This is a genomic window from Nocardia sp. NBC_00881 (assembly GCF_045207455.1).
Taxonomy (GTDB): Bacteria; Actinomycetota; Actinomycetes; order Mycobacteriales; family Mycobacteriaceae; genus Nocardia.
In genome coordinates this window covers 3,775,018-3,792,318 of sequence record NZ_CP108798.1, presented here as the reverse complement: position 1 = coordinate 3,792,318, position 17,301 = coordinate 3,775,018, and the positions used below count along the sequence as shown (strand labels likewise).

Here is a 17,301-nt window from a genome sequence, read left to right as displayed (position 1 = left end):
CGTCCACGTGCGGAACAAACCGAAGTCGTCTCCTACCCAGTCGGGTGCGAGTCTTACGAGGGCCGCGAACACGCAGCACCGCAGGCGCTGCGAAAACCGACACAGTGCCGCACGCGGCCCCTATTGTGCGGCATGCCGTGTGCGACGACAGCATCGGTCCAGACCGCTCATATCGATCGCTAAAAGTTTGCCCATCGGCGATAGTCGGCCTGATTCGACGGGCCGCCGACACCCGGCGCAGGTGCGGACGTTCCGCTCGGATCGGCCGCGAAACCGTTGCCGGACGCGACGATTCCTCGATTCTCCCACCGCGCCGGGAACTGGCAGTGCCGGAAGTCACCCGGCCGCGACCGACGCCCCGCGACCGACCGCCGCGTTCCGGCAGACCCTGGCTCTGCGCCTCGCCGACGTGGCGCCAGGACGGGTCTCGCCGGTGACCCACCCCGCCACCTGCACTGATTCGACCAAGTGAGCGGCTACGTTGGGCCGACAGGTGTACCGCGCGTTACGGAAGGAGTGTGCAATGACCAGTCCCGGCCCGATCAGCACCCGTCCGGTGCTCAGCGACATGGCGATCTTCGCGGGCGTGCTCATCCTCGTCGCCGGTGTCCTGCACCTGTTGACGGCCATCGCGGCGATCGCGGGGCGTGACATCTTCGTGGTGACCGAGGACCAGGTGTTCCTGGTCGACGTCACCGCGTGGGGATGGGTCCACCTGGTGATCGCTGTGCTCTTCGTCGGTGCGGGCGCCGGCATCGTGACGGGCAAGACCTGGGGCTACCTCGCGGGCATCGTGATGGCGGCGATCAGCATTCTGGACAACTTCTTGTTCGCGTCGATCTATCCGTTCTGGGCACTGGTGATGATCGCCATCGACGTACTGGTGATCTGGGCGCTGGCCCGGCAGCTCGCAATCGAATAGTTGTGAGTTCGACGAGTTGCGGCCTCTGGGCCCGTCGAAACCGGCTGGGGGCCGAATTTCTACCTGGGCTGCGGACCGCCGGGTGCGCCGCCGCCGGGCGGTCGGCTGCCGGGCTGTGGACCTGACCCGTTGCCCGACTGGGTGTTCTGCGATCTCTCGGCGACGCCGACGGTGAGTGAGATGCCATACATACACCGCCATCCCGGCGCCCGCGGCGCCGCTCTTGGCCAGATCGCGCAACGTCAGCTCGAGCTTCATCGGAACACCCTGCGCCACACCGGTATGACAGTAGGAACGGGTGCTCGCGGTCGGGTGGGCTTTCGCCGGGAGTCCGCTGTGAGCCGGAAATGCCTGTTCACTGCCTGCTGGCGCGGCGATACCCAATGGTCGCCGGAATGGCGAAGAGGATGATCGCGCCGAGAGACCAGGCGAAGGTAAGTGTCAGGAGATGGACTACGGGCCCGCCTTGGGCGAGGGCGCGCATGGTGTCGACGGCCACCGACAGCGGTTGGTTGCGCACCACCGGCTGGATCCAGCTCGGGTAGGCGAACAGCGGGACGAAGCCGGTACTGAAGAACATCATCAGGGAGGTGAGGATTGCGATCCCTTCCACCAGCGTCGCTTTCGCCGTGAACACGGCGACCGCGGTGACGATGGTGGCGAACGCCAAACCGAAGATGACCGGGATGAACAGGAAGACGATCGTCGCCACGACACCCTCGTGAAATCGGAACCCGAGCAGGTAGCCGACCAAGACGACGGCGATGGTGCCTGCGAAGATCCGGCAGCCCTCGGCGAGGATTCGCGAGGCAAGGCCGGAGGCGCGGTGCACCGGCAGGACCCAGAAGCGGGCGAGCAGACCCGCGTCGCGCTCCCGGCCGAGCAGAACGCCGCCGGCGACCGCGCCGGACAGCGCGCCGACGATGGTCACCATCGGCACCGAGCCATAGAGCGCGCTTTCGCCGGTGAACTTCTGGATCTGGTTACCGACCACGGTATTCAGCATGATCAGCAGCAGGCAAGGGACGATCAGCGTCTCCAGCAACGTGACCGGGGTGCGGGCCCAGCGCAGCAGGAGACGCTGCGTCTGGATCAGAGTGTGCCGTGTCAGTGCCGACACCGACACCTCCGAGCCGATGTGGGACTCCTCCGTGCGATCGGCGAGCAGCGCCATCACGCCCTCCTCGAGTTCAACCGGATGGACAGCGGGATGCAGAGAGCCAGAGTGCCGATCGCCCAGGCCAGCGGCGGCCCCATCAGCGACCAGGTCACCTGCCCCGCGTTCGGCATGGTGTCACCGGCAAGCGCCCGCAATGCGATGACATACTGCGAGACCGGCTGGTTGCGCACGAACGACTGCACCCAGTCCGGAAACTGGTGCGCCGGCGCGAGCCCTGTCGAGAGCATGCCCAAGATCAACGGCGGTAACACCAATGCCTGCGTGGTCGCCTCCGGGCTGCGCGACGCCGTCCCGATCACGTCCGCACCCAAGGTCAGCACGATGCCGATGAGCAAGGAGAACAGCAGGAAGCCGATCGTGTGCACGGTGTCGAGGTAGAAGCGGAAGCCGATGACCTGCCCACAGATCAACGCCGTAATGATCGCGACGACCAGACGGAAGACGTTGCCGGACATCCGCGCGGCAACCGGGACGAGCGGGCCGACCGGCATGGAGCCGAACCGCCGGTTGAGTCCGGCGACCGCGTCGGTGGCGGCGCGGAAGGCCGCCGAAACGGCAGTGAACGCGGCGGCCTGCATAATTACGATCGGCATCATGAACTGCGCGTAGCTGCTGAACCCGGTGCCCGAGAAAGTCATCACGGTCTTCAGCGGGATGTAGAAACTGACGGTGAACGTTACCGGCGCCACCACCGAGGCGAGCACCTCGCCGGTCCGCACGGATGGCATGATCAGCCTTGTGGTGAGCACCCACCACTGCTGCGTGCGCATCGGCGCGGCGCGGACCTGGGTGAGCCAGGTCGCGGCCGTCACGACACGACCTCCGGCTCCCCGATGGTCTCCACCGTCGCAAGATGCCCGGTCAGCTCGAGGAATACGTCGTCGAGCGAGGGTCTGCGCAGCGCGATGTCGACGAGCTCGACTCCGGCGCTGTCGAGTCTGCGCAGCGCTTCGGCGAGCGTTTTGGCGCCGTCCGGCGCCGGGATGGCGATCCGATCGGCATCGGCGGTCAGCGCGGCCCGATTCTCCTGCGGCAGCAGCGAACCCAGCGCCGCCGCGATCGCGGGCAGATCCTTCAGATCCAGCGGCACCACCTCGCAGTAACTGCCGCCGGTCCGCGACTTCAGCTCGTCGGCGGTGCCCTGCGCGATCACCACACCGTGGTCGATGACGATGATCCGGTCGCTGAGCGCGTCGGCCTCCTCCAGGTACTGGCTGGTGAGCAGGGTGGTGATGCCGGCCTTCTTGAAGCCGGACACCAAATCCCAGACCCCCTGCCTGCTGCGCGGGTCCAGCCCGGTGGTGGGTTCGTCCAGAAACACCACGTCCGGCCGGACGACGAGACCGCACGCGATGTCGATGCGCCTGCGCATACCGCCGGAGTAGGTGCCTACCCGGCGGCCCGCCGCGTCTTCCAGATCGAACTCGCCGATCAGCTCGTCGGCGCGGGCACGGGCGGCCCGTTTGCGCAGGCCCATCAGCCTGCCGAACATCACGAGGTTCTCGTAACCGCTGAGCATGTCGTCCAGCGCCGCGTATTGGCCGGTCAGCATGATGCTGCGGCGCACCGCCGCCGGGTCGGCGACCACATCGTGCCCGGCGACCAGCGCGCGACCGCGATCCGGCGCTATCAGCGTGGACAGGATGTTCACCGCGGTCGTCTTACCCGCACCGTTCGGTCCGAGGATACCGAGCACCTCGCCCGGTTCCGCCACGAAATCGACGCCGCGCAATGCTTTGACGGCGCCGAACGACTTCTCGATTCCCTCGACGACGACTCCTTGTTCGGAATTCATCCTCGGCCTCCCAGATGTTCGTCGAGTACACGCGCGATGATCGGCAGCGCCTGCGGCGCCGTCAGCTCGTCGTGCGTGACATCGACGTCGTGGTTGATGATCTCGCCGGTCACATACGGCCGCCAGCCGTCGGGACCGAAAATGTCCGAGGTGTCGACGGTCGCGCTGAAATACACGATGTCGCCGTCGAACACCGGGCGTCGATAGCCGGTTCTGGTCCGGGCCGACGCGTTGAACGACCCGGCCATCCGCTCCAGGGTGGTCGCGTCGATCAGCGATACGCCGCCGAGCCGCTCGCGGATCAGATCGGCCGCTTCCTGGGCCGTGGCTTCGGCGGGCACGTCGTGGATGCCGAAGACCGAGCCGAACGCGTTCACGAAGGCACCGGGGGTGAGCCGTTCGATGCTGTCGCCGTCGATGTCGGTCGTGTCGGCGTCCAGCAGCGCTACGACGCCGACCGTGGCACCCTCCGCTTTCAGCTTGGTCGCCATCGCGTGGGCGATGAGTCCGCCGAACGACCAGCCGAGCAGGTGGTAGGGCCCCTCGGGTTGCAGGGCACGGATCTCGCGCACGTAGCGGTCGGCGAAATCCTCGATCGACCGCGCGGGTTCGTGGCCGCTGAGGTCCGGCGCTTGCAAACCATAGATCGGCCTGCCCGGCGCCAGCGCGTCCGCGAATCCCATATAGGTCCACGATATTCCGGCCGACGGGTGGACGCAGAACAGCGCGGGCTCGGTGCCGCCGAGCCTGATCGGGAGCACGATGTCCAGTCCTAGCCCGCCGGGCGCGGTAGAGACCGGGGTCGTGGCCGCGGCCTCCTCGGCGGCGGCGGTGCGCGCCGCCGCGGTCTGCGTGAAATGAACTGCCGCGCCGAGCGTCTCGACCCACAGGTCGGCCAGCTCGGCCACCTCGTCCTGCGCGAGCAGGGTGGAGGGGAAGCCGAAGCTCGCGCGCAGCCGGTCGCCGATCACCACGGCGTTCACATCGATCGCCGACTGCAAGGGCACGTCGGCATGCTCGGCGACATGCAGATCGCCGAGTTCGTCGGTCGGCAGCCAGCCGAGACCCTCCAGGCCGGCCGGAATGTCACCGGTCGAGTACCTGCCGAGGTAGTTGAAGCCGATGCGGCCGGGCAAAGTCGCCGGAAGATGTTGCGCCGCTTCGCGATTCAGATAGCGCAGCAGGCCGAATCCGATGCCCTTGTCCGGCACGGCGAGCAGCTGATGCTTGACCGCGCGGATCGCCGTGCCCATTGCGGGCCCACCGGCGAGCGCGTCGTCGACGTCGATGTTCGACAGGTCGAGCCGCACCGGGTAGAGGCTGGTGAACCAGCCGATGGTGCGGGACAGGTCGGCGCCGGGGACCACCTCCTCCTGTCGGCCATGGCCTTCCAGTCGCACCAGTGCCGTCGGTTCGGTGCTGTCGCGCCAGCGCACCAGCGCGAGCGCCAGGGTCGCCAGCAACGCGTCGTTGACGCCGCCCTGGAACAGCCCGGGCAGTGTGGTGAGCAACGCGGCGGTGACCTCGGCGGACACCTCCCGTTCCACCATGAGCAGCGTGTCGGTCCGGTCGACCGCGGGATCCAGCTCGCGGGCGCCGATCAGCGGATCGGGTCCGGCGAGCACGTCCCGCCAGTACGCCAGCTCGGACGCCCTGCGGTCGGAGAGCGCCTCCTCGGCCAGCGCGTGCGACCAGCGCCGCATCGAAGTTCCGGTCTCGGCGAGAACCGGGAGGTTGCCGACCGATACCTGCGCCCACGCGGCGACCAGATCCGGCACCAGGATGCGCCAGGACACGCCGTCGATCACCAAATGGTGGGCCACCACGATCAACCGTCCCGTCCCGGTCCGCGTACCCGCGGCACCCACCGGGTCGAGCCAAATGAATTGCAGCACGATGCCATTCGCCGGATCGAGCCGGTTCGCCGCGGCGTCCAGTTCGGTCGTCGCGTATTCGCGCAGCTCGATCGGGTCGGCCACATCGAATTCGACACGGTGCACGAGCGCGTCCACGTCGACCGAGCCGGGCGGGCCGACCAGCAGGCGCGAGCCGTCGTCGGCGTCGGTGATCAGCCGGGCCCGCAACATGTCGTGCTGATCCACCGCCGCGGTGAGGACCGCGACGATCTGCGACCGTTCGATCCCGACCGGCAGTTCCAGCACCGCGTTCTGGGCGAACCGGTCGTAATTGCCACCGCGCTCCAGCATGTAATGCACGATCGGCGTTAGCGGTAGTTCGCCGACGCCGCCACCGGGCAGTTCATCGAGTGTCACCGCCGTGCCTGCGGCGTCGGCGGCCGCCGCCAGCGCTGCCACCGTGCGGTGCTCGAACACCTGCAGCGGAGTACAAGTGATGCCCTGCTGCTTCGCCCGCGACACCAGCTGGATCGCCAGGATGCTGTCGCCGCCGAGCCCGAAGAACGAATCATCGGTGCCCACCTTCTCCAGGCCGAGCAGCTCACCGAAGATTTCGGCAAGCACCTGTTCGGTCGGCGTGTCCGGCGCGCGGTACTCGGTGCGGTCCACGGTGAATTCCGGTGTGGGTAGCGCCTTCCGGTCGAGCTTGCCGACCGCGGTGAGCGGGATCTCGTCCAGTACGACGAACGCGGAGGGCACCATGTAGCCGGGCATGATGTCCGCGGCGAACGCGCGCACCCGCGCGATGTCGAGGTCGACGCCGGGCGTGGGGACCAGGTAGGCGGCCAGTGCGGTCGCCCCGGTGGGGCCGGGCACACCGAGCGTGATCGCGAAGTCCACGCCCTCGGCGCGGCCGAGTACCGCATCGATCTCGCCGAGTTCGATGCGCTGGCCGCGCACCTTGACCTGGAAGTCGGTGCGGCCCAGGTACTCCAGTTCCAGCCCCGACCCGGCGCGGATCCACCGCACCAGATCGCCGGTGCGGTATATCCGTTCGCCCGCCGCGCCGAACGGGTTGGCGTGAAAGCGGACCGCGGTGAGACCCGGCCGCGCGTGGTAGCCGCGGGCGAGCGCGGGGCCGGCGAGATACAGCTCGCCCGCCACTCCCACCGGGACCGGGCGCAGCCGGTCGTCGAGTACCAGGGTGGCCGCGCCGTGCACCGGCGTGCCGATGGAGACCGGCGTGCCGACCGCCAGCGCGGAGCCCGTCGCCCAGATGGTGAACTCGGTCGGGCCGTACAGGTTGACCATTGTTCGATCCGCGGCCCAGCGTTCGACCAGCTCGGCGCCGACCGCCTCACCGACCACCGAGAGCACCCGCACGCTCGTCACCTCGTCGGGATCGAGGGTCGCCAGCGCCGAGGGGGTGATGACCAGGTGCGTCACCTGTTCGGCGTCGATCAGCTCGGCGAGTGCGTCGCCGCCGAACACCTCCGGCGGCGACACCACCGCCGCGCCGCCGGAACCGAACGCCATGACGGCCTCGAACAGCGACGCGTCGAAGCTCGGGGATGCCACCTGGAGCACCCGGGAGTGCTCGTCCAGGCCGAGCGATGTGCGCTGCGCTGTGACCATGTCGGTGATGCCGCGGTGGGAGACCGAGACACCTTTGGGGATTCCGGTGGAGCCCGAGGTGTAGATCATCCATGCCGGATTGTCCAGTCGTATGGGTCCGAGCAGTTCGCTCTCGCACGGCGCGCGGTCGCTCGCGGCACCCCAGCGTTCGACGAGGGCAAGGTCGTCGAGCACCAGCCACTCGGTGCTGTCGGGCAGCATCGGCCGGAACTCGGCGAGGGTGAGGCCGACCGTGACACCGGAATCGGTGAGCATGTGGTCGATGCGCTCGACCGGGTGCTTGGGGTCGACCGGAAGGAACGCCGCGCCGGCCTTCGCGGCGGCCCACATGCCGGTGAGCAGCTCCGCCGAGCGCGGAAGGCCAAGTGCCACCACGGTTTCCGGGCCAGCTCCTGCTTCGATCAGCACCCGCGCCAGGCGATTGGCATGTGCGTCGATCTCCCGGTAAGTGGTGGTGTTCCCGCCGACCACCAGCGCCGGGCGATCCGGATACCGCTGGGCGGTCTCGGCGAGCAGCTGCGGAAGTATTGTCGTCCCTTCGGTTTCAGGACCACGCACCGGAATCAGTGTCGCGCGTTCGGCGTCGTCGAGGATGTCGATGTCGCAGATGCGCACCTCGGGCTGCGCGAGAACGTCCGCCAGCACCCGCAACCACCGGAACGCGAACGAGGCCACCGACGCCTCGTCGAACAGGTCGGTCGCGTAGGTCAGCACGGCATCCATCCCCGCCGGTCCGGACTCGGTAACATGCTCCCGCAATTCGAGGGTCAGATCGAACTGCGAGGCATTGCGGTCGAAATCTTCCACCTCGAAACGCAATCCGGGCAGCTCCAGCACCGGTTCGACGAAGTTCTGCAGGCTCAGTGTCACCTGGAACAGCGGATGGTGCGCCGTCGAGCGGTCGGGGTCGAGTACCTGAACCAGCCGCTCGAACGGGACGTCGGTGTTGGCGAAGGCGTCCAGATCCGCGGACCGGACGGCGTCCAGGAACGCCGCGAATCCGAGACCGAGCTCGACGGGGGTGCGCAGCGCCAGAGTGTTGACGAACATGCCGACGAGCTCGTCCAACGCCTCCTCGCCGCGACCCGCGACCGGCGTGCCGATCAACACGTCGTCGGTGCCGCCGAGCCGAGCGAGCAGCACCGCCAGCGCGGCGTGCACGACCATGAACGGGCTGAGGTTCCGTGCGGCGGCGAATTCCACCAGAGCGCTGTGTGTTTCGGCGTCGACGGTGAAGCCGAAGTCCGCGCTGTGCATGGTCTGCACGGCCGGGCGCGGGCGGTCGGTGGGGAGTTCGATCACATCGGGCGCACCCGCCAGTGTCTCCCGCCAATAGTGAATCTGATGTGCTGCGGTCGATTCCGGGTCCGCTTCGTCGCCGAGCACCTCCCGGTGCCAGAGCGCGAAGTCGGCATACTGCACCGCGAGCGGGACACGCGTGTCGGGCGCACCGGTCACGCGTTCCGCATACGCGGCGACCAGGTCGGCGGCCAGCGGCGCCATCGACGCGCCATCGGCGCTGATGTGATGCACCACCAGCACGACGACGTGCACCGGCGTCGGCGGAGGTGCATGGTCCACCGAGTAACCGGAGGAGACCGGCGCGATCCCCGCGGCGGGGCCGGACGAGACGGGTGCGGCTCCGGTAGCGGGAGCCGACGACACCGGCCCGGCACCGGTGAGCGCCTCCGCCGCACTGTGGACCCGGAACAGACCCACCCGCAGCGGCGGTTGGGTGGTGACGTCGAACCCGTTGCCGGCGAGCGCGGTGATCCGCTCGCGTAGCGCGGCGCCGTCCTCGGTGTCGAGCACTGGCATGGCGGGCGCGGCCACATCGACGCCGACCACCACTTGACGCGGCCCCTCCGCGTCGGCGGGATACAGGGTGCGTAGGCTCTCGTGCCGGTCGACCACGTCGGCGAGCGCGGCGCGCATGGCGTCGACGTCCAGCTCGCCGGTGAGCCGCAACGCCACTGCGATGTTGTAGGCGGGCGAGGACGGATCCATGCGGTTGAGCACCCACATGCGCTGCTGGGCGGGGGACAGCGGAACGCGGTCCGGCCGGATCCGCGGCGCGAGCGCGAACCGGCCCGGCGCGTCGCCGGTGGCGGGAACCACCCGGGCAGACAGCTGAGCGACGGTCGGTGCGTCGAACAGATCGCGCAGCGCGATCCGCGACCCGAGTCCCGCGTTCACCCGCGCGACCACCTTGGTAGCGGTCAACGAGTTGCCGCCGAGCTCGAAGAACGACTGATCGACGCTGACCCGCTCACTGCCGAGCACCTCGCCGAACACGGCGGCCACCGCCTCCTCGACCGGCGTGCGCGGCGCGAGATAGGGCCGGTTCGTGTCGGAGAAGTCCGGTACCGGAAGGGCTTTGCGGTCCAGCTTGCCGACCGGGGTGAGCGGAATCGAGTCGAGCACGACGAGGTAGCCGGGCACCATGTAGCCGGGCAGCTCAGCGGCGGCCTGCGCACGCAGCCGCTCGACATCCAGCCGCACACCCTCGGCGGGCAGCACGTAGGAAACCAGCACGGTGCTCCCAGCCGGACCCGCGCGGCCGATGGTCACCGCGTACTCGATCTCGTCGTCGCGCGACAGCACCGCGTCGATCTCGCCGAGCTCGATGCGCAATCCGCGGATCTTGACCTGGAAGTCGCTGCGGCCCAGGTACTCCAGCTCGAGATCGCCACCGCGGCCGATCACCCAGCGCACCATGTCACCGGTGCGATACATTCGCTCGCCGGGTTCGCCGAACGCGTCGGCGACGAAGCGGCTCGCCGTCATCTCGAATCGGTTGAAGTAGCCGCGCGCGAGTGCGGGACCCGCCAGGTACAGCTCACCGGCCACGCCCACCGGCACCGGGCGCAGCCAGGTGTCGAGCACCATGATGGCCGCGCCGCGGATCGGTCCGCCGATCGTGATCGGCTCGCCCGCGACGAGCTCGCCAGGGCCGGTCGCCCAGATGCTGAACTCGGTGGGGCCGTAGAGGTTCACCATGCGCCTGCCCACCGACCACCGCTCGATCAGCTCCGGCGTGGCGGCTTCGCCCGCGACCGACAGCACGCGCAGCTGGTCGAGTTCGGTGGGATCCATGGTGGTCAGCGCCGAGGGCGTGATCACCGCGTGCGTGACCCGTTCGGTGCGCAGCAGGCGTTCGAGTTCCGCGCCGCCGTAGACGTCCGGCGGTGACACGACCAGCCTGCCACCCGCGCCGTGCGCGGTCAGCAGCTCGAAGACCGACGCGTCGAAGCTGGGCGAGGCCACCTGCAGTGCGCTCGCAGTGTGGTCGAGACCGAGCGTTTCCCGTTGGGCGGTCACGAGATTCGCGACGCCGCGGTGGCTGAGCAGCACGGCCTTCGGCTTGCCGGTCGAGCCGGAGGTGTAGATCAGGTAGGCGGTCTGGTCGATATCGATGGGCCCGCCACGCTCCTCGTCGGTGATCGGCGCATCGGAGATGGTCAACGCCCGGCGCATGGTGTTGAGGTCGTCGAGCAGCAGCCAGTCGACGGTGCTCGGCAGCGTCTCGCCGGTCGCGGTCACCGTCACACCGATCGGCGCCTTCGAGTCGGTGAGCATGTGCTCGATCCGCTCCACCGGGTAGTTCGGGTCGAGGGGAGCGAACGCGGCGCCGGTCTTGGCCAGCGCCCACACCGCGACCACCGATTCCAATGATCTGGTGAGCGCGAGCACGACGAACACCTCGCGCCCGACCCCGCGGCGCAGCAGTACCCGCGCGAAGCGGTTGGACCACGCGTCGAGTTCACGGTAGGACATGGTCAGCTCACCCGCGGTGACCGCGATGGCGTCGCTGTCGATCCGCGCGCCCTCGGTGAGGATCTCGGGCAGCGTGCGCAGCGGCACCGACTGCGGGCCGCGGGCCGGAAGCAGCGCCGCGCGCTCGGCGTCGTCGCAGTATTGCAGCTGGGAGACCAGCGCGCGGGGATTGTCGGCGAGCTGGGTGAGCAGCCGGACGAAGCGATCCAGCAGCGACCGTGCCGCCTCGGGCGCGAGCTGGTCGGCCAGATATTTCACCGTGATCTGCAGCGTGTCCTGGCCGTCGGGGCCGTGCAGTGGAATCACCATGAGGTTCAACGGATACGGCGCCGCGTCGGTGACCGCGACGTCGAGCACCCGCATCCCCGCGATGTCCAGTGCCTGCGACAGCGCCTCGCGGTCGATCGGATAGGACTCGAAAACGGTGAGGGTGTCGAATAATTCGGCGAGACCGACCGCCTGGTGGATGGCGGCGAGGCCGACATGCTGGTGGTCCATCAGCCGCGCCTGCTCGGACTGCAGGCGCGTGAGTAGGTCGACCACCTTCTCCGTCGGGTCGAGCCGGACCCGCACCGGCAGCGTGTTGATGAACAGGCCGACCATCTCCTCGACCCCGGCGAGCTCCGGTGGCCTGCCGGAGACGGTGCCGCCGAACACCACGTCGGTGCGGCCGGTGAGCATCGCGAGCAGCATCGCCCAGGAGGCCTGGACCAGGGTGTTCACCGTGGCGCCCGCTTCGCGGGCAGTAGTTTCCAGCCGGACCACCGTCGCACGGGTCAGATCAGTGGAGACCATGCCGGTTTCGGTCGATTCGATGCCGGCGAGAGTGGGCACCGCTCGGGTCGGCGTGTCCACGCCGGCCAGCGAACTCGTCCACGCCGCGAGTGATTCCGCGTCGTCCCCGGACTGCAGCCAAGTCAGGAACTCGCGGTAGGAGTGCGCGGGCGGCAGCGCGGACGCGTCGCTCTCGGTGACGTAGAGAGTGAGCAGTTCGCGCACTAGCAGCGGCGCCGACCAGCCGTCCAGCACCAGGTGGTGGTTGGTCAGGACGAACCGGTAGGCCTCGGGGCCGGTGCGGATGAGCGTGCAGCGCAGCAGCGGGGGGCGGGTGAGCTCGAATCGGGTGTGGGCGTCGACGGCGATCACTCGCTCGAGTTCGCGACCGCGCTCTTCGTCGGCGAACCCGGTGAGATCCACGTCTTGCCATTGGATCTCGGCGTCGGCGAGGACGAGCTGACGCGGACCGTCCTCGGCCTCCACGAAGGCGACGCGCAAATTTTCGTGCCGCGCCACCAAAGCCTCTGCGGCGCGGCGCAATCGGGCCGAATCGACCGCGCCCACCAGGGTGAGCATGGATTGAACCGTGTAGGTGTCGGCGGTGTCGGAGTCGTAGAGCGCGTGGAAGAGTAGGCCGTACTGCAGCGGCGAGAGCGGCCAGACGTCGGTGAGGTTCGGGTAGTCGCGCTCCCAGGTGTCGACCTGCTCCTGGGTGACCGCCACCAAATCGAAGTCCGAGGGTGTCCGTCCGCCCGAACCCGCGGACTCCGCGTGCGCGGCGATCGCGCCGAGCGCCTGTGTCCAGAGTTCGGCGAGTTCGGCGAGGTCGGCCTCGTCGAGGAGGCGGGAGGCGTAGGCCCAGGTCACGTCGAGACCGGAGTCGGTGAGGAGGGCGGTGATGTCCACCACGGCGGCCAACGGCGCGCGGTCGTCCTGGGTCGCCACGAAACGTCGCTGCCGCCAGGGCGCAGTGTCGCCGCCGGTGGTCGCGCGACCGAGGTAGTTGAAGCTGAGCTGCGGTGTCGGCGCGTCCGCGAGCGCCGCCGCGCCTTCGGGGTCGAGGTAGCGCAGCATCCCGAACCCGACGCCCTTGTCCGGCAGGGCGCGCAGCTGTTCCTTGGTGGCCTTGATCGCGGCGCCCGCCGCGGCGCCGCCCGCGAACGCGTCGGCGAGATCGATGCCGGCCAGGTCGACGGCGGCGGGATAGAGGCTGGTGAACCAGCCGGCTGTGCGTGCGACGTCGGCGCCCGGCAGGATGGTCTCCGAGCGTCCGTGGCCCTCGAGGGTGAACAGTGTCGGCGTCCGCCCCCGCCAGCGGGCCACCGCCATCGCGAGTCCGGCGAGCAGCACATCGTCGGCGCCGCAGTGGAATCGGTCCGGTGCGGTGGTGAGCACGGTATCCGCGATCTCCGGCGCGATGACGGTTGTCAGGTGCGCCACAGTGGCCACCACGTCGACATCGGGGTCCATCGGCGCCGAGCCGAGCGCGGGGTCGGGTGTGGCGAGTACCCGTTGCCACAGTGGCAGTTCCGCGACGCGACCGGCCGCGTGTGCCCGCTGGCCGTGCGCCCAGCGCCGGAACGAGGTGCCGACCGGTGCGAGTGCGCCGCCCAGCGCGGCGGTGGCCAGATCCGGCAGTAGGATGCGCCAGGAGACGCCGTCGGTCACGAGATGGTGCAGCACCAGCCACAACAGTGGATCGCCGTCCGCGCGCTCGATCAGCACGAAGCGCGCGACCACGCCCGACTCGGGGTCGAGCCGGTCGGCGGCGCGCTGCAGCTCGCGTTCACAGGTTAGTTCGGTATCCGCGCCCACGGTGACGACCTCCAGCAGGCCGTCGGCGTCCACCGTGCCCGGCTCGCCGACCATCCAGCTCCAGCCCTCACTGGTACGCCGCAGTGTGGAGCGCAGCACGTCATGCTGGTCGAGCAGCGCCTGAATCGCCGCGACCAGCCGGCCGCGTTCGGTCCGGCCGGGCAGTCCGATCAGCGCCGCCTGGGCGAACCGTCGCCAGGTGTCGCCCTGCGCCAGCATGGCGTGCACGATCGGGGTGAGTTCCACCTCACCCACCCCGCCGCCGGGCAGTTCGTGCACCACCTTGGTCGGCACATCGGTGGCGACCGCGGCCAGCGCGGCGACGGTCTTGCGCTCGAACACGTCCCGTGCGCTGAAGCCGATCCCGGCCGCCTTCGCCCGCGACACCAGCTGGATGGCGACGATGCTGTCACCGCCGAGCGCGAAGAAGCTCTCGTCGACGCCCACCGACTCCAGCCCGAGCACCTCCGCGAACAGCGCGGCCAGTGTCTCCTCGCGCGGCGTGGACGGCGGCCTGCTCGCGATCGTGCGCGTGCCTAGATCCGGGGCGGGCAGGGCTTTGCGGTCCACTTTGCCGAGCGGCGTCAGCGGAACACTGTCCAGCACCATCACCGCCGACGGGACCATGTAGGCGGGAAGCGTTTCTCCCGCAGTCGCTTTCAGCGCCTCGGGATGTACCTCGGTCCCCGGCTTCGGCAGAACATAGGACACCAGTGCGGTGGCGCCCGAACCAGTTTCGACGCCGAGCGTGAGCGCGAAATCGATGTCGGGCTGGCGCTGCAGCGCGGCGTCGATCTCGCCCAGCTCGATGCGGAAGCCGCGCACCTTCACCTGGAAGTCGCTGCGGCCCTGATACTCCAGTTCGGCGCGGCCGTCCGACTCGACCCAGCGCACCAGATCGCCGGTACGGTACATGCGCTCACCCGTCGCGTACGGGTTGGCGACGAACCGATCGGCGGTGAGTCCGTTGCGCCGGTGGTAGCCGCGGGCGACGCCGGGACCCGCGAGGTAGAGCTCACCGGTGGTGCCCGGGGGCAGCGGGCGCAGCCACGGATCCAGGACGATGGCCGACACACCCCGCGTGAGGCCCCCGATGGTGACCGGCGTGCCGGATGTCAGCGGCGCGCTCAAGGTCACGGTCACGGTGGTTTCGGTCGGACCGTAACCGTTCAACAGGGTGCGGCCGGACCACGTGGCGACCAGTTCCGGCGGGCATGCGTCGCCCCCGACGATCACGGTGCGCAGATCGGGCAGGGTGGCCGGTTCCAGTGACCCGACGACGGTCGGGGTGACGTTGAGGTGGGTCACTCTGTGGGCGCGTAGCACCTGCGCCATCTCCTCGCCCGCGTACGCCGAGGGCGGAACGACAGCCAGGGTCGCGCCTGCCGCGAGCGTGACGAGGATTTCCTCAACCGAGATATCAAAGCTGGGCGAAACGGCATGGGCGACAACGGAATCGGCAGCAACGCCGAATCCGGCGGCGGAGCCGGCGACCAAATTGGCCAGCCCGCGGTGCGCGACCAGCACGCCCTTGGGCAGCCCCGTCGAGCCGGAGGTGTAGATGATGTACGCGACCTGGTCGGGGTGCACCGCGGTCCGCCGGTCCGCATCGGTGATCGCCGCCGCATCCTGTTCGGCCACCGCGCGCTCGGTGGTCTCGTCGTCGAGGATCAGCCAGTTCACCCGGTCCGGCAAGGACTTTCGCGCCGCCGCGATCGTGACACCCGCGACGACCCCACTGTCGCCGACCATGTGCTCGATCCGGTCGGCCGGATAGGTCGGGTCGATCGGCACGAACGCCGCGCCGGTCTTGGCCACCGCTAGCATTGCGAGCACCGATCGGACCGAACGCGGAATCGAGATCGCCACGGTGCGCTCGGGTCCGGCGCCGGATGCGATCAGCGCCCTGGCCAGGCGATTGGTGTAGTCGTCGACCTCCCGATAGGTCAGCGCGGTCGCGCGGTCGACAAGTGCGATCGCCTGTGGATCGAGCGCTGCGCCGTCGGCCAGGATGGCAGGCAAGGTCCGCGGCGCGACGCCCGCCGGCCCGCGGGCGGGGGCATAGTCGCTGCGCTCGCCGTCGGAGAGCACCGGCACCGTCGCGAGCGGCGCGTCCGGTCCGGCAGAGAGGAATCGGTGCAGGAACGACAGGAAACGCCGATGCTGGGCCGCCAGTTCGGCGTCGGTGTAGAGATTGCCGTTGGCTTGGAAGTCGATGTGTGTGCTCTCGCCGCCGACACCCGGATACAGATTGACGAACAGGTCGTCGATCGGCCCGGAAGTCAGTACGTGCAGTCGCCCGGTGACCGTGCCGAGCTGGATTCTGGTGTCGACCATCATCAGATTGACCGAGGGGCCGAACGACGCGAACTCGTCCATCGGCCAGCCGAGGTCGCGGACGATGTCCTCCTGGCGATACCGCTGCCGTCGCAGTGCCCCGGTCAGCTCGCCCTGGGCGGCCCGGATCACGTCGCCGACCGTCGTGGTCGGCGCCAAGCGCAGCCGCAGCGGGACGACGTTGGCGATCATGCCGCCGGAATGCCGCAGCGTCGCGGTGGTGCGCGCGGAAACCGGAAGACTCAGCACCACCTCCGGCGCGCCGGTCATCGCGGACAGGTATGCGCCGAAGGCCGCGACTACAGTCGGCGCGACGCCCGAGGAGACCTCTTTCGCTACGCCGTCCAGCAGCTCGGCTGTGTCGGCGGGCAGCGCGCCCGCGACTCGGTTCGGGTGTGCGTCCACGGCTGCGGCGCGGCCGGCGAGGCTCACCGGGTCGGCCATGCCGTCGAGGTGCTCGAGCCAGTACTCCCGGTCGGCGGCGAACCGATCCGAGCTGCGGTATGCCAGGTCCGCATCGACGATCTTGCGCAAATCCGACGCTTTCGCCTGCGGCGGTTGTCTGCCCTCGACGGCGGCGTTGTAGAGCTCTCCGGTGCGCTGCACTACCGTCAGTGCGCCCATTCCGTCGAGCACGATGTGGTGCATGCGCGAATACCAGAACCAGTGGTTCGCGCCGATCCGCAGCATCGCGAGCCGCACCAGCCGATCGTGGGTCAGATCCAGCGGCGCCTCGTACTCCGCGCGCATCCACGTGTGCGCGGCTGCCTCCGGGTCCGGCTCGGTGCGGAAGTCGATGGTCTCCAGGCTGTCGTCGAGGGTGGTGTCGACGAACTGGAACGGATGCCCGTCGACCTCGATCAGGCGCAGGTAGCCGGTGCCGAACTCGCGCCCGGTCTGGCGCGCCGCGCGCGCGAGCAGATCCAGGTTGATCGGTCCGGTCAGCTCGACGTACTGGGCGATCGAGATCGGGGTGTCGCCCGCGATGTGCTGCGCGAACCAGATGCCGCGCTGGGCCGCCGACAGGGCGAAGGCGCCGTCGGGGAGAACTGTGTCGGTTTCGGTCATCGAAAGGGAAGGCTGTTGCATGAGGTGTCCTACGTTCTGACCGCGCTCCAGCTACCCGCGGAAGTGCCCGCCCGTAGCCACCGCGGTAGTGGTAGTACCGGCCGCCGCACAGCATGCGACAAGTCAATTCTGAACCGGT

At 69.1% G+C, this 17,301-nt stretch carries 5 protein-coding genes; 1 reads left to right on the top strand and 4 read right to left on the bottom strand.

Annotated elements, in window-relative coordinates:
- Positions 1–523: 523 nt before the first annotated feature.
- A complete protein-coding gene (locus OH799_RS15820) occupies positions 524–922 on the top strand; it encodes a hypothetical protein (protein ID WP_406280942.1) in 399 nt (132 codons plus the stop codon).
- Between the two features lie 355 nt (positions 923–1,277).
- On the opposite strand, the gene OH799_RS15815 is transcribed toward OH799_RS15820, so the two are convergent.
- The 4 genes from OH799_RS15815 to OH799_RS15800 are packed head-to-tail and all read right to left on the bottom strand — an operon-like array spanning position 1,278 to position 17,162.
- Positions 1,278–2,096 carry an ABC transporter permease gene (locus OH799_RS15815; RefSeq protein ID WP_406280940.1) on the bottom strand — a complete coding sequence of 273 codons (819 nt, stop codon included), beginning with the start codon at positions 2,094–2,096 and terminating at the stop codon, positions 1,278–1,280.
- On the bottom strand, positions 2,096–2,914 hold the full coding sequence (locus tag OH799_RS15810; protein WP_406280937.1) for an ABC transporter permease: 819 nt from the start codon (positions 2,912–2,914) through the stop codon (positions 2,096–2,098). Before OH799_RS15810 ends, OH799_RS15815 begins: the two co-directional genes overlap by 1 nt.
- Positions 2,911–3,897 (bottom strand): ATP-binding cassette domain-containing protein, encoded by a 987-nt coding sequence (locus OH799_RS15805; RefSeq protein WP_406280935.1) that lies wholly within the window; start codon positions 3,895–3,897, stop codon positions 2,911–2,913. The genes OH799_RS15810 and OH799_RS15805 overlap by 4 nt, the downstream gene beginning before the upstream one ends.
- Positions 3,894–17,162 (bottom strand): amino acid adenylation domain-containing protein, encoded by a 13,269-nt coding sequence (locus tag OH799_RS15800; RefSeq protein ID WP_406280933.1) that lies wholly within the window; start codon positions 17,160–17,162, stop codon positions 3,894–3,896. The genes OH799_RS15805 and OH799_RS15800 overlap by 4 nt, the downstream gene beginning before the upstream one ends.
- Between the last annotated feature and the right edge of the window lie 139 nt (positions 17,163–17,301).

Excerpts from the sequence above, each read along its gene's own strand:
- OH799_RS15820 (WP_406280942.1), top strand. The coding sequence starts at position 524 with ATGACCAGTCCCGGCCCGATCAGCACCCGTCCGGTGCTCAGCGACATG.
- OH799_RS15815 (WP_406280940.1), bottom strand. The coding sequence starts at position 2,096 with ATGGCGCTGCTCGCCGATCGCACGGAGGAGTCCCACATCGGCTCGGAG.
- OH799_RS15805 (WP_406280935.1), bottom strand. The coding sequence starts at position 3,897 with ATGAATTCCGAACAAGGAGTCGTCGTCGAGGGAATCGAGAAGTCGTTC.
- OH799_RS15800 (WP_406280933.1), bottom strand. The coding sequence starts at position 17,162 with ATGACCGAAACCGACACAGTTCTCCCCGACGGCGCCTTCGCCCTGTCG.